This window comes from Helicobacter ganmani (assembly GCF_003364315.1).
Classification (GTDB): domain Bacteria; phylum Campylobacterota; class Campylobacteria; order Campylobacterales; family Helicobacteraceae; genus Helicobacter_D; species Helicobacter_D ganmani.
Genome location: NZ_NXLS01000008.1, coordinates 1 through 18,359 on the forward strand (window position 1 = coordinate 1; position 18,359 = coordinate 18,359).

Sequence of the window (18,359 nt, forward strand, 5' to 3'; positions counted from 1 at the left end):
CTAAACCTAATTTATAAGCAAGATGATTCTTTATTCTTTCTTTAGCGGAATGGGGATTAAACATTGTGTTGGAAGTGCAATACATTAGGGATTCCTTTGAAATTTAATGTGGAATTATAGCAGAAAAAAAAAGGGGGGGGGGGGTAAAATTATCCAGCACAAGCGATTCTTAAAGACCGCTAAAATCTGCAAACTCCAATGCCTTGCCCCGATACAAATCACGACTTGCGCGTTTGCCTATGACTTGTTTTAAATATTTTGGTGCGATTCCATATCCTGGGCGAATAGAACGCACAGACTTTGCGGTAATTCTCTCGCCTTTTTTAATATTTTCTACCACATACAAGGAGCGCATAAACGCTCTGCCCTCTTTAGATTTTTGACTTAATTCATAAGTTGGAATTCCAAGCAACTCCTCTACCTCTCGCACCGCCTTTGCCATTTGCGCAAACTCTTCAGGCTCAAGACTAAACGCGCTATCCACACCTCCAAGCTTGCGATTCAGCATAAAATGCTTTTCAATTACTTTTGCGCCAATCGTTGCAGCAGCAATCGGTGCGGTGATTCCTAAAGTATGGTCGGATAACCCGACTTCCACCCCAAAATCCTTCTTCAAATGTGGAATCAGGCTCAAGTTCGCACTATGCAAAGGAGCGGGATAAGAGCTTGTGCATTGTAAAAGCGTAATATCTGTATTACCCGTTTGTTTGCACGCATTAATAGCATCTTGAATCTCCTCTTTGTTTGCGATTCCTTTAGAGAGAATCATTGGCTTACCCAAACGCGCCATATAGGCAATCAGTTCCAAATCTACAATTTCAAAAGATGCTACCTTGTAAATAGGATTCCCCAAACTTTCCAAAAAATCCACACCCTCTTTACTAAAAGGGCTAGAAAAGCATACAAGCCCGAGATTCTGTGCGTATTCAAATAGCTCCGCGTGCCACTCCCACGGAGTCATTGCCTCTTGATACAAATCATAAAATTTCTTTCCACCCCACAATGTCCCCTTAATCCTAAAATCCTCTAAATCACAATCAATACTCATACAATCTGGCGTATAAGTCTGCAACTTAATTGCATCTGCACCAGAATCTTTCGCCGCTTTAATCGTCTTTAAAGCTAAATTTTTATCTTGATTGTGGTTTGCCGAAAGCTCCGCAACTAAAAAGATTTTATTATTTTGCATATCCATAACCCTCAAAAATCAACAAATTTTGCTAAGATTATATCAGAAAAAATATTTTAAATTAAAGGTTTAATTGAATGAAAAATATTAAAAGTTTTGGAGTCCTTGCTTTAGTTTTGACCCCTATATTTTTCTTACAGGGTTGTGATGAAAAAAATGCGAGAGAGCTTGAGGCAAAAGGAACGCAAACTTTTCAAAATGCACTACAAGATTCAGGCTTGCAAGAAACACTGCAATCGCATAAAGAAAAAATCCAAGAGTTTTTAGATAGCAATCAAACACAACAATTTTTAGATAATCAAACACAAATCTTACAACAAGGCATCAACCAACTTGGCAAAGTGCTAGAATCTAACGAAACAAAAGCCATTCTGCAACAGCAAATGGAAAACTTAAATGAAATCTTGGGTGGCAAGAAAGAATCGGTCCAATGAACATTATTTGATTCAACAAACAATCGTTTAAATTTGTTTTTGCAGTTGTTGCTAGATCTTTTAAGGTTTTGAAAACGCAATACACACAAATAATGCAAAAATGTTGAGGATAAAAAACATTAAAAATTTTTGGAAAATTTAAGAAATGATAAAGTGGCTCCGGATGTAGGATTCGAACCTACGACCAAGCGGTTAACAGCCGCCTACTCTACCGCTGAGCTAATCCGGAATAAAAGCTCATAAAAAATGAGGTAAAATTATATAGCAATTTTATTTTAATGTCAAGAAATTTGCAATATTCTTGCTAAATATCTTGCAACTTTAAACTTAAAAATACTACAATTTACTTTCAAAATATTCTAAAAATATTGAGGTTTTTATGGGACGAGCATTTGAATATCGCAGGGCGAGCAAAGAAAAACGATGGGACAAAATGTCCAAACTTTTTCCCAAATTAGGAAAGGCGATTAGTATTGCTGTTAAGGAGGGTGGCAGCGGAGACCCTGATATGAATTCCAAGCTCCGCACTGCGATTCTAGCAGCAAAAGCGCAAAATATGCCAAAAGACAATATTGAAGCAGCTATTAAGCGAGCTTTAGGAAAAGACGGAATCCAAATCACAGAAGTCAATTACGAAATCAAAGCTCCGCACGGCGCATTATTCTTTGTAGAATGTGCAACAGACAATACCACACGCACTGTGGCAAATCTCAAAAGCTATGTCAATAAACTTGGCGGACAAATGCTAACAAATAATTCTTTGGAATTTATGTTCGCACGCAAGGCACATTTTGAAATCAACAAATCAACTGCTGGGGATTTAGAAGAACTAGAACTCACATTAATTGACGCAGGTTTAGATTCTATGGAAATAGAAGAAGAAATTATCCATATTTATGGAGATTATACAAGTTTTGGCACACTTGCCAATGCACTAGAGGAACTCAAGCTTGAGGTCAAAAAAGCGGCATTAGAGCGAATCGCAACGAATCCTGTGGAGTTTAGCGAAGAGCAATTAATAGATATTGAGAAATTGCTAGATAGGATTGAAGAGGACGATGATGTTCAAGCGGTTTTTACCAACATTGCCTAAAAGATTCTAAAAATGCTTTTCAACCAACATTATAAAGAGAAATGTAACAAAATCACGGACACAATTAATATTTTGTATTTTTTAAGCAAAATTGATTCAAAATTCTTTTCATAAACTTTAACAATAAGGAATTTAAATGTTGGAAAAATTAACAAAAGCTACTTTTGAAAATGCTGTCAAAGAGGGAGTTTGCCTTGTTGCAATTGGAGCTCCTTGGTGTCCAGATTGTCGTAAAATTGAGCCAATTATCGGAATGCTTATGCAAGAATATGGCGCACAAGTTAAGTTTTTTGCTATTATGGCAGATGAAGAAGAGGCACTTAAGGATTCTTTGAATGTGCGTAGAATCCCAACGCTTATTTTTTACAAAAATGGTGCAGAAGTAGGCGAAAGACTCGTTGAACCAAATTCTAAATCACTGATTGAAGAAGCAATTAAATCTGCCATAAATGCTTAACTTAACGCTATTTTGCAAGGATACAAGGGGCGTAGGAATTTGCTTTTTGTCCTTGCAAATAAACCTCAACTTGCATAACAATCTATCTTCATATCATACTTTCAATTTTGCGCTAAAATCACAAAGTTTAAGATAAGATTCTTTTTTGATTGCTTTTAGATAAACTCTCACGATAACCTACAAAATATTTCTTATTCTAAAATCTCTTATTTACTTACAAATTAAGCACTTTTTAGCTAAAATAAAAGATTCTTTCTTAAAGAAATAATTTTTTAAGGAATATTATGCAAAATCCTCACACCAAAAGTGGCTTTATTAAAATTGCCGGACTTATTGCGCTCGTGGTTGTTATTCTGTTGGGAATGTTTATGTTAAGCTCTGATTCTTTTGAAAAAGAATCCCCCACAATTCACCTAAAAAGCACTTCTTGGAATCTCAAAGGCACATTTCCTATTGAAGTTAGCGATAATGCAGGAATCAAAAGCTATCAAGTCTCACTGATAGAAAACGGACAAAAGATTTCACTTGATGCACAAAAACTCACCAAACAAAATGAAATCTGTGCAGCCAAAAGTGCAAATATTGCTCCTTTGACACAAAATATCACTACGCAATCCCCAATTAAGAGTTTCTGTATCGGCATACAAAAGCCTCAAAATCTCAAGAATAATATCCAATCTTTCCTTCTTGAAGTAAGTGTAACCGATACAAGCAAATGGAACTTTTTTAGAGGCAATACAACCACCAAACAATTCCATATTCAAGTAGATACCAAAAAGCCGCAAATCGCTATTGTTGCAAATTCTTATAAAATTACACAAGGCGGAAGTGCTTTAATCATCTTTAAAGCAGAAGACGAAAATCTAAAAAATATAAAAATTAACAATGGTAATTTAGATTTTACTCCACAACCTTTTTATAAAGAGGGATTTTATATTTCCTTGCTTGCGTGGTCTAAACTCCACGAGGATTTTAATGCTAAAATTATCGCCGAAGATAGTGCAGGCAATGTCAGCGTTGCACCCATTAACTATTTCAAACAAAAAAAACAATATCGCGATTCCACGATTCCGCTAACAGAGAATTTTATTGATGGTAAAATTTCTAGCCTTGTGCAAGAAATTGGAGAAAGAAATTTAGAGGATTTTGCAGACAAGATTGCAATCTTTCGCTACATTAATGAAGAAGTGCGCGAAAATACTTTCCAGCGCGTTTTAAATGCCTCTTCTTTTGTGGATACAGAATCTCTAGTAGAAAATTTTTCCATTCAAGCCTTTGCACCCTTAAAAAATGGCGCAGTTATGGCTAGTTTTGGCGACCACCGCACCTTTACTTATCAAGGAGAAAATGTTAGCGAATCCAATCATATGGGATTAGACCTTGCAAGCATCAAACAAGCACCTGTAATTTTAAATAATGCTGGCATTGTTACACTCAACGAATTTGTAGGGATTGACGGCAATGCACTTGTTATTTATCACGGACTTGGACTTTCCACCTTATATGCGCATTTAACAAGCACAAATGTTCAAATTGGGGATTCTTTGGAAAAAGACACGATTATTGCAAATACGGGCAACACGGGACTAGCATTGGGCGACCATTTGCACTTTAGCGTGCTAGTGCAAGGCTATGAAGTATGGAATGCAGAATGGATGGATTCCTCTTGGATAAAGACGAATATTACAAATGTGATTGCACAAGCCAAAGATATTATCAACAAACTTTAAAGGTAGATTATGGTTAAGGCAAGGCAGAAAAACTTTCGCGCTTTTATTTTCACACAAGGAGAGGAGCAAGAAACGATTGCCTATATTGAAAAAAACTTTATCTTACTCAAAGACTTTTTAATGATTTTTACCTATCCTATCAAAACAATAGATTCTACTGCACTTTACGATTATCTCATCTCTAAAAATCTCAATTTCATAGAATCTTTAAATACAAAAAAGGGTGAAACTTGCGGACAAATTCAGCTAAGCTTAGAAAATACAATCCATTCTATGATTCCACCCAATACCGCAAAAAACATAGAATCTGGTGTAAAATCTCAAGAAACAGAAGTCAAAAATGCACCGAAACCTACACTCGTTTTTCATCGCACTATTCGTAGCGGTGAAGAAATCATCACGCAAGGAGATTTAACGATTTTTGGGCGCATTAATAGTGGCGCGCATATCCAAAGCGAGGGAAATGTGCAGATTTTTGGAAAAATTAGCGGAAATATATTTTGCAACGGAGATTATATGATATTAGGCAAGGTAGGAGAGGGAAATGTTCTTTTTCACGGAGAAATTTTAGATAAGGAATTATTACAATACAATCAAAATAAAATTTACAAGAAACAAGATGAAATTATGATAGAGGAACTACGATGAAACAACAAACAATTGCAAAAAAAGTAGAATTAGTTGGAATCGGGCTGCACAAGGGAGTGCCTGTCAAAATGACTCTAGAACCCTTAGATGAAAACTGCGGGATTCATTTCTATCGTAGCGATGTGGGAGTAAGCATTCCATTAAATCCAGAAAATGTAGTAGATACGACAATGGCAACTGTGATTGCAAAAGAGCAATACAAAATCTCCACGATTGAACATTTACTCTCCGCAATTCACGCGTATGGGATTGATAACCTAAAAATCACATTGGACAATGAGGAAGTGCCGATTATGGACGGAAGCAGTATTGGATATTGTATGCTTTTAGAGGAAGCGGGAATCCTCAAACAATCCTCACCTAAAAAAATCTTGAAAATCAAAACCCCTATTGAAGTCAAAGAGGGGGATAAATTTGTGCGTTTTGAGCCAAATGACGCGTGTATTTTTGACTTTTCTATTCATTTTCCTCACCCTGCCATTGGCACACAATCCTACAAATTTAAATTTTCCACCAAAAATTACAAAGAAGAAATTGCGCGCGCTAGGACTTTTGGGTTTTTAAGCGAAGTACAATATTTACGCTCTATCGGGCTTGCACTAGGCGGTTCTTTGGATAATGCCATTGTGCTAGATGATACTACGATTCTAAACAAAGAGGGTTTGCGCTACAAAGAAGAATTTGTCCGACATAAAATCCTTGATGCCATTGGAGATATGTCTTTGCTTGGGATTCCATTGCTCGGCGCGTATGTCTCCTATGCAGGTAGTCATAAACTCAACCATTTGCTGACTAAAAAACTTTTTGAAAACAGCAATGCTTTTGAGATTTTAGAAAGTGAAGAATCCCAAAAGATTTATGAATACGCTTTACAAAATGCATAAAATCTTGATTTTACCCAATCTTGCGGGAGAACCAACACTTGTAGGTATTTATTCTTGTATCCAAAAAATATGGAAACTGACACAATCCCACCTCATCACTCAACCTTTAAGTGAGGGTTTAGTGCCATTGTTTATGGATTTACGCGCACAAGGAATCACATTTGAGAGTTTGTATTTCGTGCGCGGTCCGGGAAGCTTTATGGCTTTGAAACTCATTTATCTGTTTGCAAAAACTTTAGAAATCACACAAAATGTGAAACTCTACGCTACACACGCCTTTCACTTTAATGAAAATTTCCCTATCAAAGCCTATGGAAATTGCTATTTTATTCAAGCAGATTCTACAAATCAAAGCAACACACACGAATCCAAAACTCTAGACAAAGAGGCAAAAGAGCTGAACATTCACTTGCAATCCTTTCATACACCACCCCAAAGGAAGCCCTTTGTTTTGCCTGATATTTTGGACTTAACCCTTTTTAACACACAGCTCAAACCTCTTTATTTGCTCCCTCCCATTTAAGGATTCTAATGTCTGTTTCACAAAATAATATTCCCAATAATTGCGCAGTAGATTTTACAACAAAGCCAAAAATCAGTATCCAACGTCAAGCCACCATTGTTTCAAGCTTAACGGCTTGCATTCTCATTAGTGTAAAATTTATTATCGGGATTCTTAGTGGCTCGGTGGCGATATTAGCAAGCGCAATTGATTCTTTGCTAGATTTATCTGCCTCACTTTTTAACCTCTACGCACTAACCAAAGCCGAAAAACCTGCGAATTTTGAGTTTAATTATGGTATGGGCAAAATAGAATCACTTGCTGCTGTAATTGAAGGAAGCGTAATTTTAGTCTCTGGAATCTTTATTCTCTACCAATCCTTTAAAAAGCTTTTCTTTGGTGGAGAGTTAGTTTATTTGGATTATTCGCTTTATGTAATGCTTTTTTCTCTGATTCTAACCACAATGCTTGTAATTTATCTTAACTATATCGCAAAAAAGAGTAATAATCTTGTCATCAAAGCAGACGCATTGCACTACAAAACCGATATTTTAAGCAATGGCGCAGTGCTAATTGCCCTTGTCCTTGTGCATTGGACACATCTTCATATTATTGATGCGATTTTTGGAATAGGGATTGGAATCTATGTCGCCTATTCTGCCTTTGGAATCTTAAAAGAGGGCGTGCTTATCCTACTTGACAAAGCCCTAGAGGAACAAAAGATTGAATCTATCAAACAAATCATAGCCTCTGCTCCGCAAGTGCAAAGCTACCACGATTTGAAAACACGCCAAAGCGGTGAAACAAACTTTGTAGAAGTTCATCTTGTCTTTGACCCCAATATTTCTTTACTAGACGCGCACAAAGTTGCAGATTCTATTGAATGTGCTATCCAAAACTTAGAAGGAAAATGGGAAATCATCACCCATCTTGACCCTTACGATGATGAAGGAGCTGTATGCAATATTTACTAGATTTTTTGCAAACTAATCCCATTAACAAAACAAAAATTTATCCTTTTTTGAAATGCAATTATGAGGAAGCACTTATTTTGCGTCATTTATGCACCGAAATCCTAAAAGGCAACGATGAGAATGTTTGCTTGGATATTATCAACACTCTTTTTATTCCGCAAGATGAAGTTGCGATTCTTAAGCACTTACCTTACTTCAAAAACCTCTTAGAATTAGGCTGGATTAATCAGCAAAGTTTTCTAAAAAATCTTAGCCAAGAAGTTATTTTACTAGAATTGTTAAATACTTCTTTTAGTCTTAGCTCTAGCTTTTTAAAGCTTCTTGAAGAGGGGGGCATTAATCCTAAACTCCCAAAAGTTGCTCCTTATAATAACCATTTAGAATATCTTAAAGACCAATTTCTATCCATTGAGCTATTGCACAGCTTAAGTCCGCACAAAAAAGACCATTACACCTCCCCTCTTTTAAATAAAGGTATGCAAAAATTCAAGCTCCTACAACAAAGAATTGACGAGCGTTTAGAATTGACAAAAGAAAAATTAAGTTTGGAAATTTTGTTTAAAGAATATAGCCTCAATGCACAAGAAAAAATCATTTTCATTGCTCTTTTACGTGAAGAATATTTGGGCAAAGAAAGTGAGGGGAGAGAGCTAAACACCCTTATTAATCTCATCAGTATGAACGACTACGAAAGAATGAAGAATCGCACATTTTTGGACGATAGAAGTCGTTTGGTAGAAAAAGGATTGGTAGATTATGATGAAATTTTAAGCCCTTTTGGAGGGATTAACCGCACCTTTTTTATCCCCGATGCGATTCTAAAACGAATTACGCACCCACAAAATTACGACAAAAAGGAGCGCATTAGCCTAAAATCACTCGTCTTGGAGCAAGAAATCTTTGAATTTTTACACCCAAAAATTCCATTAAGCGAAGTAGTCTTAAGCCCAAGCACGCAATCTACCCTTGAAACCCTGCTCAAACAAATGGATTCCAAAGTTTTGCAATATCTCAAAGATTGGGGAATCAAAGACAAAAAGCGCGGAATTGACGCAAAGATTATCTTTTATGGTGCAGCAGGCACAGGCAAAACACTGACCGCTTTAGCCCTCGCCAAATCTCTTAAAAAACCTATTTTGAGCTTTGATTGTTCTAAGATTCTTTCTATGTATGTAGGTGAGAGTGAAAAAAATGTGCGCAAAATCTTTGAATCCTATAAAGAACTTTGTTCCAAAAGCAAACAAACACCTATTTTGTTATTAGATGAAGCAGACCAATTCCTAAGCACACGCACGACCAATGGAAGCGGGGCAGACAAAATGCACAATCAAATGCAAAATATTTTCCTAGAACAGATTGAACGATTTGACGGAATCTTAATTGCGACAACCAATCTGCTAGAAACGCTTGATACTGCCTTTTCAAGACGTTTTAATTATAAGATTGAATTTAAAAAACCAAATTTTGAGGAACGTATCAGACTTTGGGAAAAACTACTACCAAAAAATGCTCCCTTTGAAGAGAATTTTAATCTTAAAAAGTTAGCTGAATTTAATCTAAGTGGCGGACAAATTGCGTTGATTGTCAAAAACACCGCTTACAATATCGCAAGCCTCTCTAAACCACAATTTAGCACACAAAGCTTTTTAGATGAAATCAAGAGAGAACTAAACTCCAATTTTGATGGAGGACGCGAAATGGGATTCCACACTTAATTCTTGCTATTGCAAATTAATAAAAATCCGTTTCAATAAGCAAATCAAAGAAAAATCTCTTGATTAATTTTTCAAAAAGTCTTTATTTTAATATTTGATTCTGCTAAGATATATCCAAAGATTAAAAGGGGATTTGATGACAAGATTTTCCAAAACAGGATATATATTATCCACAGCGGGCAGCGCAATTGGACTAGGTGGAATTTGGGGGTTTCCTTATTTGGTAGGACAAAACGGGGGATTTGCTTTTGTTCTTGTGTTTGTGCTAGCTTTTTTGGTTTTTGGAGTCAGTGTTTTTATCGTGGAAATGCTTTTTGGGAGGGCGAGCGGACAAAATAGTGTCAGCACCTTTGAAAATTTCGCCCCAAAACATCTGAAGTTTTTGAAATATGGTGGTTTTATGGTAATTTCTGGTGTTTTGATTTTTGCCTTTTATGTCGTTGTTTTAGGCTGGCTTGTGCATTATATGTTTTTAAGCATTATAGGATTGCCCAAGACTTTAGAAACCACACAAAATTTATGGGGGGGGTTTATAAGCAATCAAATTGGCTGGCAAATGTTGTGGCATTTTACGATAGTAGCACTTTGTGCGTATGTCCTCAATCGTGGTGTAAAAGCAGGAATTGAAAAATTAAATCTTATTCTTATGCCCTTGCTTTTATTCATTTTCTTGGGATTGCTTGCCTATTCTATGACACAAGATGCTTTTGTAGAATCTTTCAAATTTCTCTTCCACCCAAACTTTGAAAAAATCAACGCAGAAGTGATTGTGCGTGCGATTGGACAAGCCTTTTTTTCTCTTTCATTGGGCGTAGGAGTAATTCTAGTTTATTCTAATTCTATGCCAAAACACGGAAATTTCGTTCGTTTTGCTATTGTCATTGCCTTGTTAAACTTTTTCTTTTGTCTTGTGGCGGGCTTGGTTATTTTTACCTTTATTTTTGGTTACGGAGCAGAACCAACAGAAGGCGTTGGATTGGTTTTTATCTCCTTGCCACTTATTTTTGCCAATATGGGTGTGGTAGGACAAGTCATTGCATTTTTATTCTTTGTTTCCCTCATTTTTGCTGGAGTTACCTCTGCTGTTTCTATGCTAGAGCCTCTCAATAGTTATTTAATTGAACGTTTTTCTATGAAGCGACACAAAGCGAATCTCATTAGTATTTTAAGTGCTTATGCTTTAGGTATTATTGCCCTGCTTAGCAACACTGCTACCTTTTCAGCAGATTTAACTTTCTTTGATAAAAATCTTTTTGATTGGTTTGTTTATCTCACTAGCTCTTTTATGCTTCCATTAGCGGGAGTGTTTATGTGTCTTTATATGGGCTGGATTTTACCAAAAGAACAAGTCTATGCTATGCTTGAAGGAAAACTAGGTGGAATCTTTTTCAAAAGCTGGTATTTTGTGATTCGTTTTATCGCACCGCTTGGAATTCTTGCGGCAATGGTGAATCTCATTTAATCCACAATGAGTTAGAATCTAAAATTTGTATTTTAAGTAAAATTTCTTTATAATTCAAAATTGGCTTAAGGATTAAGCAAACAGCTCTTCTACTTTACTCACTTTCTAACAGCTGTCATTTATATTTTTAGGAGTTTTTATGAGATTGGCAATTTGGCCTATTTTAGCGGGCATTGCACTTGGAATTCTCGCGCCTGTTTTGGTGTATTTTGGAAATCCGGGCAATATGGGTATGTGTGCAGCGTGCTTTACACGTGATATTGCAGGGGCATTAAACTTACATCAAGCGGGTATTGTGCAATATATTCGCCCTGAAGTAATTGGATTAATTTTGGGTGCATTGCTTGCTTCTTTCTTATTCCGAGAATTTCGCCCACGCGTCGGGAGCGCACCGATTGTGCGATTTGGGCTTGGAATCTTTGCGATGATTGGCGCACTCGTGTTTTTGGGTTGTCCTTGGAGAATGTGGTTAAGACTTAGTGCAGGGGATTGGACTGCGATTGCGGGTGTTTTTGGATTAATTTTTGGAATCCTTATTGGAATCTTTTTCCTCAAACGCGGTTTTTCACTTGGACGCAATCGTCCTGCAAGCAAGATTGTAGGGTTTGTATTTCCACTTTTTGCCTTAGGATTGCTCGGGCTTCTCTTTTGGGGGCTTACAGGGGAAAATACTCCGATTAAATTTTCTACTAAGGGTCCTGGTTCTATGCACGCACCTCTTATTATTTCACTCGTTGCTGGATTGTTTTTGGGTATTATCTTCCAAAAAAGCCGTTTTTGTATGATTGCTGCGGTGCGTGATACGATTCTAATGCGCGACACGCACATTTTACAAGGCGTCATTGCATTAGTCGTTGCTGCATTTATTACCAATCTTGCATTAGGATTCTTTAATCCCGGATTTAGCGGACAACCCATTGCGCACAATGATACGCTTTGGAATTTTCTTGGTATGGCACTAGCTGGAATCGCATTTACTCTAGCGGGGGGTTGCCCAGGCAGACAAATTATCCTTAGCGGCGAGGGAGATGGCGACGCTGCAGTTTTTGTGCTTGGGCTTCTTGTGGGTGCAGCATTTGCGCACAACTTCGGGCTTGCAAGCTCTCCTGCTGGAATCGGGGCAAATGCACCTATGGCAGTTCTAGTGGGATTTATTTTTTGTCTATTAGTTGCAGTTTTTGCAAGAGAAAAAAGGAGTTAAAATGGTAGAACTTGATGTGCGAGGGCTTAGTTGCCCTGAACCTGTGCTAAACCTCAAACCTCTTTTGGATAGAGGCGAAAGCGAAATCAAAGTGCTTTGTAGTTGTGGTGCAAGCAGTGATAATATCCGCCGTCTTGCTAAAAATAGCGGATACAATGTAGAAAGCGAATCGCAAAATGGTGAGGATTTGGAGTTTATATTAAAAAAAGCTTAAAATCTATTCCCTTGCATTCTTTGCAAGGGGCATTTACTAATTCTTGTAAGATTCTGCATTAATCCAAGCAAATTGCTATCATAATGCATACTCCAACTTCACCCTACAAAGATAAAATCTTAATGCAACAAAGAAAGGAATCTTAATGCAAAATCAAAATATTTCAAAACCCACTCATTTAAACAACTTTATCTACCTAGACAATGCGGCAACAACTTTTCCTAAAGCTCCGGGTGTAAAAGAAGCAGTGAGTGGATTTTTGGAAAATATCGGTGCAAGTGCTGGACGCAGCGGACATTCTCTCTCCATAAAATCAGGTAGAATCCTTTACCAAACACGCAAGGCTCTAGCAAGCCTCATAGGTTTAAAAGATTGCAAACGCATTCTCTTTACCCTTAATGCAACAATGGCAATTAATACCCTTTTGCAAGGCTTTTTAAAAGAAAGAGACATCGTGGTTGTTACACAAATGGAACATAATGCGATTAAACGCCCTCTCAACGCGCTAAAAGAGCGTTTAAACTTAGAAGTGCGTGAGATTCCGTGCAGCTCTATGCACGCAGTGGATTTAAAAAGTGCAGAATCTATGTTAAAAGGTGCGAAACTCTTAGCTTGCGCGCATATCAATAATGTCAGCGGGGCGATGATTCCGCTAGAATATTTAAGCACACTTGCAAAAGCGCACAATGTAGCATTCTTGCTAGATGGCGCGCAAAGTGTTGGCTGTGTGGAAATGAACGAGGTGATGAGCCAAGTAGATTTTCTCGCTCTTAGTGCGCACAAGGGCTTATTGTCTCCTATGGGCGTGGGTGCGCTTATCGTGGCAGATAACTTTGCGATAGAGAGAATAGAGCCGCTTGTTTTTGGAGGCACAGGGAGTTTGAGCGAAGCAGAGATTCAGCCTGAATTTTTGCCCGATAGGTTTGAGAGTGGCACACCCAATATGCACGGAATCGCAGGGCTTCAAGCGGGTTTAGAATGGATTAAAAACAAGGGAGTAAAAAATATCCACAAACACGAATTGCTCCTGCGCGAACAACTCATCAGCGGACTAAGCGGAATCCCAAATATTAAAATCTACAACACACAGGGGCAAAGTGGCGGAACATTGTCCCTTGATGTGCGAAACCATACTCTTTCCAAAGTAGCAGAAATCCTAGATAGAGAGTTTGGAGTCTGCGTGCGGGTAGGATTGCACTGCTCACCCTCAAGCCACAAAAGCCTTGGGAGCTTTGAGCGCGGAGGCACGATTCGCCTAAGTCCGGGTATTTTTAATACAAGCGCGGAAATAGAATCCACAATGGACGCATTACGCAACATTGCCACAAGGTGCGCGCAATGATAAAGGGTTACATTCTTGTATTTACGACTTCAAGTGCATTTGAGAGTGAGACAATCTTGAAAGATTTAGGAATCACGATTAAGCTTGTGCCAACACCACGCGAATTTTCAAGTGATTGCGGAATCGCAGTGTATTTTGAAGTAGAAAACGAAAAATTTGATATAATTTCCAATGCACTTAAGAAACAAAAGATTGAATTTGATATAAAATACATTTAAAATTTAATGTAATGTCGCATTAATAACACAAAAGGACAACCAATAAAAAAATACATTTTTAGCTTTCTTATATTATTGGCTATTGCGCTTTGGATAAAAAGTGATGATTTAACTAAACAAATTAACGACTTTCTTAATAGACAAAGAATTAATGAGTATGAAGCATTCAAACAAAATACTTTATCTTGCACGAAAACACATAATAAAGAATCGTGTAAAAAACTCATAGCAATGGCACAATCCATTAATGATGGAGGGGGAACAGTTGAGGACTTTTGGCTTAAAAATCATTATGCTGGAATAGCAAGTAGGGAGCTTAAGGACTACACCAATGCGATAAAATACTTTCAACAAGCCTGTGAATTTGGATATGCAGCAAGTTGCAACTTATTAGGGAGTATGTATAGCAATGGCAAAGAAACAAAAAAGGACATCAAAAAGGCAAACAAATATTTTCAGTTAGCTTGCGACGGGAAAGATGCCTATGGTTGTTTAAATCTAGGCACTAGCTACTATTATGGCGAAAGCATTGAACAAAGTTACTCTCAAGCGTTTAAACATTTCCAACAAGCAAAAGAGAGCAAGATAGCAGAATCACATTTGTATTTTATGTTAGGGATTATGTATTTAGAAGGACAAGGTTGCCGATTAGACAAAGATAAGGCTCTTGAACACTTTGGAATTGCTTGTGATATGGGCAATGATACAGCTTGTAAAAACTATGCAATCATAAAACAATAACGCTAAGCGACTTTACCTCTTTATCATAGCAAGAGCTTCGTTGGAATCTTACCCTTGTGGAATCCAAACTTTACACAAAATAATAGATTTGCAAATATTAAGCCGTGATTCCACAAATAAAATTCACAATAATGAAGGTAGAATCACAAAGATTTTTGTCGTCATTGCGAGAAAATTTGAAAAATTTTCGTGGCAATCTATAATTCCGCACAAAGAGGATTCTATAATGAAATCGTAAATGAAATACAAAATTAAAGATACATTCTCTTAAGGGGGATGGGCTTAAATTGCGAAGTCGCTCCCTCCCCCTTAAAATTCCCCACCCCGACAACGCTTTTATTAAGGTGGTGCTTACGCACGATTTTGATTTATGGATTGCTTCGGCGTTGCAGTCCTCGCAATAACAGAAAATTTGCTACCTTGTCATTGTAAAATTCTTTACTCCACCGTTACACTTTTTGCCAAATTTCTTGGCATATCCACATCATTTCCCAATCTCACTGCAACTTCTAGCGCAAAAATCTGCAAAACCACCATCATCGCAAAAAACTCCACCATATAATGCGAATATTTCGGAATCGCAATCCAATCATCACAACCCTCATAATATTCCGCACTTAGAGCGCAAATCATCGCATCACGCGCACTTAACTCTTCCACATTGCTTTTGATTTTGTCATACAAAAGATTCTGTGGCATTAGCGCGACACAAAATAGTCCCAAATCCGCTAAAGCAATCGGTCCGTGTTTCATTTCACCGCTTGGATAGCCCTCTGCGTGCAGATAACTAATCTCTTTTAGTTTCAATGCGCCCTCTAATGCAAGGGGATAGAAAATATCCCGCCCAATGAAAAAGAATCCGTGTCCGTGTAAATATCTACGCGAAAGTCGTTTGATGTGTTCGTGCGCTTTTTTATCCACTTCTGTTGCGCGCACTGCCTCTAGCATTGTCTTGATTTCTTGTTTCATTGCTGCCTTGCTTAGGATTCCACATTTTTGTGCTATAAAATTTGCTAAAATCCACAGCACCATTACCTGTGTTGCAAAAGCCTTTGTGCTTGCCACACCTTTTTCAATCCCTGCACGTGTCAGTAGGCTAAAATCACTTTCGCGCACAATAGAGCTATTATCCACATTGCAAATTCCAAGCGTTTTTAGTCCATTTCTTTTTGCCAATTTTAAAGCTTCCAAAGTGTCCGCAGTCTCTCCACTTTGAGAAATCACGACAAACAGCTCATTCGCTTGCAAAATAGGATTCCGATAGCGAAACTCACTCGCAATTTCTACTTTCACCTTAAGTCTCGCAATGCGTTCAATCAAATAACTTCCCGCAATAGCCGCGTGATAGCTCGTGCCACAAGCACAAAGCGTGATAGAATCCACACTGCTTAAATCCAATTCACTTAGTTCCTCTAAGCTAAAATTATCCTCACTCACACGCCCCATCATTGTTTCCAACAAAACCTTATGTTGTTCGTAAATCTCTTTTTCCATAAAGAAAGTAAAGCCGTCTTTTTGCGCAGAAAGCTTATCTCCACTCAAAAGCTTTGGATTTGGCAAAGTGTGGAATCCTCCCGCTTTTATCGCCCCTAGCGTGCCATCTTCTAAGTAACACACTTCACTTGCAAGCCCAATGAGAGGCGCGTCAGAGGAGGCAAAATAAATCGCCTCTGCATCTTTGCTATCCTTTCCTCTGCCAATAATCAAAGGAGAGCCATTTTTGGCATAATAAATCGTATCGGGTGATTTTTGTGTAATTAATAGAATCGCATAAGCACCTTTTAGCTCGGAAATTGTGTGCTTAAAAGCTTCAAATGGATTTTTGAGATTCTCCAAATGCGATTCAAATAGATGCACAATCACTTCGGTGTCCGTCTGCGAGATGAAGCTTCTGCCTTGCTGTTGTAGAGATTCCTTAATACTATGATAATTTTCAATGATTCCATTATGCACGACATTACTAAACTTACCAAAATGCGGGTGCGCATTCACTTCTGTTGGCTTGCCGTGTGTTGCCCAACGCGTATGCCCGATTCCCAAACCAAATCCGCTAGAATGGAATCCCTCACATTTGCGTTCTAAATTTATCAACTTGCCTACCGACTTAAATGTGCTTAACTCACCCTCACTTAACACAGAGATTCCAGAGGAATCATAGCCACGATATTCTAATTCTTTTAAGCCGTTTAATAAAATGGATTTTTTTTCGTCATTGCCAATATAACCGATGATTCCACACATTGTTCGCTCCTAAAATGATTTTTTATTGTGGCATAAAATATGTAAAGAAATAGTAAATGAATCAAATTTTTAGCAACTTAATGATAGAATTTATAAGGTTATTTTTTAAGGTTTATGAATGCAAATTTATTTTTTTACCGGCGCAGCAGGTTATATTGGCTCACATACAGCATATTATTTTTTGAAAAATAGTGATTGCAAAATCGTGATTTTTGATAATTTAAGTAGTGGTTTTAGAGAAAATGTAGAATTTCTAATGCAAACCTTTCCTCAAAGAGTGGAATTTGTACAAGGGGATTTGGGCGATTCTATGGCTTTAGAAAATGTCCTCAAATCTTGCTGCTTTGACGCAATCATTCATTTTGCTGCAAGCCTCATTGTGCAAGAATCTGTGCAAAATCCGCTAAAATATTTTCAAAACAATGTTACTAATACAACCAATCTTTTGCAAATTACACAAAAATTTGCTATCAACAAATTTCTCTTTAGCTCTACCGCCGCAGTCTATGGTGAGCCAAAAGAACACTCTCCAATTCAAGAAAGTGCGATTCCAAATCCCATCAATCCTTATGGAGAATCCAAACTAATGATTGAGAAAATTTTGTATGCTTTACAAGTTGCAAATCCAAATTTCAAAAGCGTGATTCTGCGCTATTTCAATGTCGCAGGTGCATTAATGGACAAACAAGGAGCTTTGGGACAAAGAACAAAAAATGCAACACATCTTATTAAAGTCGCTTGTGAATGTGCAACAAATAAACGCGCAAAAATGCAGATTTTTGGGAGTGATTATGAGACGAGGGACGGCACTTGCATTCGGGATTATATTCATATTGATGACTTGGCAAGCGCACATTTCTTTGCCTTGCAATCTCTGCTAGAATCGCAAACCTCTGAAATTTATAATGTAGGCTATGGAAAAGGCTTTAGCGTAAAAGAAGTGATTGATTGTGTCAAAAAAGTAAGCGGTAAAGATTTTGTTGTAGAATCCGCAAAGAGACGCGAGGGAGACCCTAGTGTGCTCGTAAGCGATAATCACAAGATTTTATCCAAAACCAAATGGCAACCCCAATTCAATCAACTAGAAATGATTTGCAGGAGTGCGTATCTTTGGGAGGAAAAGTTACAAACTTGAAAACTACTTCACAAGTCGTGCGCTACGACTTAATAAACCAAGTCTTGCCATAACATATCAATTTATCCTTTTCAATTCGCTCTTGCAAAGCTTTAGCCAAAGCAATCCATAATCTTGTAAATCTACAATCTAAATTCTATTTTAAATCTTTATAGATTCTATAATAAATTTTATTTATG

The 18,359-nt window shown here is 37.5% G+C and carries 18 protein-coding genes and 1 tRNA gene; 16 read left to right on the plus strand and 3 right to left on the minus strand.

Annotated features, from left to right (window positions below; translation table 11 throughout):
- Positions 1-169 precede the first annotated feature (169 nt).
- Entirely contained in the window at positions 170-1,189 is a 1,020-nt protein-coding gene (gene pseI / locus CQA43_RS07335; protein WP_115551962.1) for a pseudaminic acid synthase, read from the minus strand.
- A 77-nt stretch (positions 1,190-1,266) separates the two neighbouring features.
- On the opposite strand from pseI, the gene CQA43_RS07340 reads away from it, so the two are divergent.
- On the plus strand, positions 1,267-1,623 hold the full coding sequence (locus CQA43_RS07340; protein ID WP_245944271.1) for a hypothetical protein: 357 nt from the start codon (positions 1,267-1,269) through the stop codon (positions 1,621-1,623).
- Between the two features lie 154 nt (positions 1,624-1,777).
- On the opposite strand, the gene CQA43_RS07345 is transcribed toward CQA43_RS07340, so the two are convergent.
- Positions 1,778-1,852 (minus strand) — tRNA-Asn (locus CQA43_RS07345).
- Positions 1,853-2,002: 150 nt separating this feature from the next.
- On the opposite strand from CQA43_RS07345, the gene CQA43_RS07350 reads away from it, so the two are divergent.
- From CQA43_RS07350 to CQA43_RS07415, 14 genes are all read left to right on the plus strand, one after another.
- Entirely contained in the window at positions 2,003-2,716 is a 714-nt protein-coding gene (locus CQA43_RS07350) for a YebC/PmpR family DNA-binding transcriptional regulator (protein ID WP_115551963.1), read from the plus strand.
- A 136-nt stretch (positions 2,717-2,852) separates the two neighbouring features.
- A complete protein-coding gene (locus CQA43_RS07355) occupies positions 2,853-3,173 on the plus strand; it encodes a thioredoxin family protein (RefSeq protein ID WP_181881658.1) in 321 nt (106 codons plus the stop codon).
- A 284-nt stretch (positions 3,174-3,457) separates the two neighbouring features.
- Positions 3,458-4,903 (plus strand): M23 family metallopeptidase, encoded by a 1,446-nt coding sequence (locus tag CQA43_RS07360; protein ID WP_115551964.1) that lies wholly within the window; start codon positions 3,458-3,460, stop codon positions 4,901-4,903.
- A gap of 9 nt (positions 4,904-4,912) precedes the next feature.
- Entirely contained in the window at positions 4,913-5,551 is a 639-nt protein-coding gene (locus tag CQA43_RS07365) for a septum site-determining protein MinC (RefSeq protein WP_115551965.1), read from the plus strand.
- Entirely contained in the window at positions 5,548-6,435 is an 888-nt protein-coding gene (gene lpxC, locus CQA43_RS07370; protein ID WP_115551966.1) for a UDP-3-O-acyl-N-acetylglucosamine deacetylase, read from the plus strand. Before CQA43_RS07365 ends, lpxC begins: the two co-directional genes overlap by 4 nt.
- Positions 6,410-6,958 (plus strand): hypothetical protein, encoded by a 549-nt coding sequence (locus CQA43_RS07375; RefSeq protein ID WP_245944272.1) that lies wholly within the window; start codon positions 6,410-6,412, stop codon positions 6,956-6,958. Before lpxC ends, CQA43_RS07375 begins: the two co-directional genes overlap by 26 nt.
- 71 nt (positions 6,959-7,029) lie before the next feature.
- Entirely contained in the window at positions 7,030-7,911 is an 882-nt protein-coding gene (locus CQA43_RS07380) for a cation diffusion facilitator family transporter (protein WP_115552028.1), read from the plus strand.
- Positions 7,896-9,626, plus strand: coding sequence for an ATP-binding protein (locus tag CQA43_RS07385; RefSeq protein WP_115551967.1), 1,731 nt, complete (start codon positions 7,896-7,898; stop codon positions 9,624-9,626). The genes CQA43_RS07380 and CQA43_RS07385 overlap by 16 nt, the downstream gene beginning before the upstream one ends.
- A 136-nt stretch (positions 9,627-9,762) precedes the next feature.
- Positions 9,763-11,088: a sodium-dependent transporter gene (locus CQA43_RS07390; protein WP_115551968.1), complete on the plus strand. Its 1,326-nt coding sequence runs from the start codon at positions 9,763-9,765 to the stop codon at positions 11,086-11,088.
- 139 nt (positions 11,089-11,227) lie between these two features.
- Positions 11,228-12,289 (plus strand): YedE family putative selenium transporter, encoded by a 1,062-nt coding sequence (yedE, locus tag CQA43_RS07395; protein ID WP_115551969.1) that lies wholly within the window; start codon positions 11,228-11,230, stop codon positions 12,287-12,289.
- A gap of 1 nt (position 12,290) precedes the next feature.
- Positions 12,291-12,503 carry a sulfurtransferase TusA family protein gene (locus CQA43_RS07400; protein ID WP_115551970.1) on the plus strand — a complete coding sequence of 71 codons (213 nt, stop codon included), beginning with the start codon at positions 12,291-12,293 and terminating at the stop codon, positions 12,501-12,503.
- Between the two features lie 145 nt (positions 12,504-12,648).
- Positions 12,649-13,845, plus strand: coding sequence for an aminotransferase class V-fold PLP-dependent enzyme (locus tag CQA43_RS07405; RefSeq protein WP_115551971.1), 1,197 nt, complete (start codon positions 12,649-12,651; stop codon positions 13,843-13,845).
- Positions 13,842-14,063, plus strand: a complete 222-nt coding sequence (locus CQA43_RS07410; protein WP_115551972.1) for a DUF3343 domain-containing protein — start codon at positions 13,842-13,844, stop codon at positions 14,061-14,063. The genes CQA43_RS07405 and CQA43_RS07410 overlap by 4 nt, the downstream gene beginning before the upstream one ends.
- A 75-nt stretch (positions 14,064-14,138) precedes the next feature.
- Entirely contained in the window at positions 14,139-14,804 is a 666-nt protein-coding gene (locus CQA43_RS07415) for a tetratricopeptide repeat protein (RefSeq protein ID WP_115551973.1), read from the plus strand.
- A gap of 438 nt (positions 14,805-15,242) precedes the next feature.
- On the opposite strand, the gene glmS is transcribed toward CQA43_RS07415, so the two are convergent.
- Complete coding sequence (gene glmS, locus CQA43_RS07425; protein ID WP_115551975.1) at positions 15,243-17,045, minus strand: glutamine--fructose-6-phosphate transaminase (isomerizing); 1,803 nt, start codon at positions 17,043-17,045, stop codon at positions 15,243-15,245.
- 118 nt (positions 17,046-17,163) lie between these two features.
- Here glmS and galE point away from each other — a divergent pair, with 118 nt between their 5' ends.
- Positions 17,164-18,180 (plus strand): UDP-glucose 4-epimerase GalE, encoded by a 1,017-nt coding sequence (gene galE, locus CQA43_RS07430; RefSeq protein WP_115551976.1) that lies wholly within the window; start codon positions 17,164-17,166, stop codon positions 18,178-18,180.
- Positions 18,181-18,359 lie beyond the last annotated feature (179 nt).

Bases quoted from the DNA above. Each gene is read 5' to 3' on its own strand.
- CQA43_RS07385 (WP_115551967.1), top strand. From the start codon at position 7,896: ATGCAATATTTACTAGATTTTTTGCAAACTAATCCCATTAACAAAACA.
- glmS (WP_115551975.1), bottom strand. From the start codon at position 17,045: ATGTGTGGAATCATCGGTTATATTGGCAATGACGAAAAAAAATCCATT.
- pseI (WP_115551962.1), bottom strand. From the start codon at position 1,189: ATGCAAAATAATAAAATCTTTTTAGTTGCGGAGCTTTCGGCAAACCAC.
- lpxC (WP_115551966.1), top strand. From the start codon at position 5,548: ATGAAACAACAAACAATTGCAAAAAAAGTAGAATTAGTTGGAATCGGG.
- CQA43_RS07355 (WP_181881658.1), top strand. From the start codon at position 2,853: ATGTTGGAAAAATTAACAAAAGCTACTTTTGAAAATGCTGTCAAAGAG.
- CQA43_RS07365 (WP_115551965.1), top strand. From the start codon at position 4,913: ATGGTTAAGGCAAGGCAGAAAAACTTTCGCGCTTTTATTTTCACACAA.
- CQA43_RS07360 (WP_115551964.1), top strand. From the start codon at position 3,458: ATGCAAAATCCTCACACCAAAAGTGGCTTTATTAAAATTGCCGGACTT.
- CQA43_RS07375 (WP_245944272.1), top strand. From the start codon at position 6,410: ATGAATACGCTTTACAAAATGCATAAAATCTTGATTTTACCCAATCTT.
- CQA43_RS07405 (WP_115551971.1), top strand. From the start codon at position 12,649: ATGCAAAATCAAAATATTTCAAAACCCACTCATTTAAACAACTTTATC.
- yedE (WP_115551969.1), top strand. From the start codon at position 11,228: ATGAGATTGGCAATTTGGCCTATTTTAGCGGGCATTGCACTTGGAATT.
- CQA43_RS07340 (WP_245944271.1), top strand. From the start codon at position 1,267: ATGAAAAATATTAAAAGTTTTGGAGTCCTTGCTTTAGTTTTGACCCCT.
- CQA43_RS07390 (WP_115551968.1), top strand. From the start codon at position 9,763: ATGACAAGATTTTCCAAAACAGGATATATATTATCCACAGCGGGCAGC.
- CQA43_RS07350 (WP_115551963.1), top strand. From the start codon at position 2,003: ATGGGACGAGCATTTGAATATCGCAGGGCGAGCAAAGAAAAACGATGG.
- galE (WP_115551976.1), top strand. From the start codon at position 17,164: ATGCAAATTTATTTTTTTACCGGCGCAGCAGGTTATATTGGCTCACAT.
- CQA43_RS07410 (WP_115551972.1), top strand. From the start codon at position 13,842: ATGATAAAGGGTTACATTCTTGTATTTACGACTTCAAGTGCATTTGAG.
- CQA43_RS07400 (WP_115551970.1), top strand. From the start codon at position 12,291: ATGGTAGAACTTGATGTGCGAGGGCTTAGTTGCCCTGAACCTGTGCTA.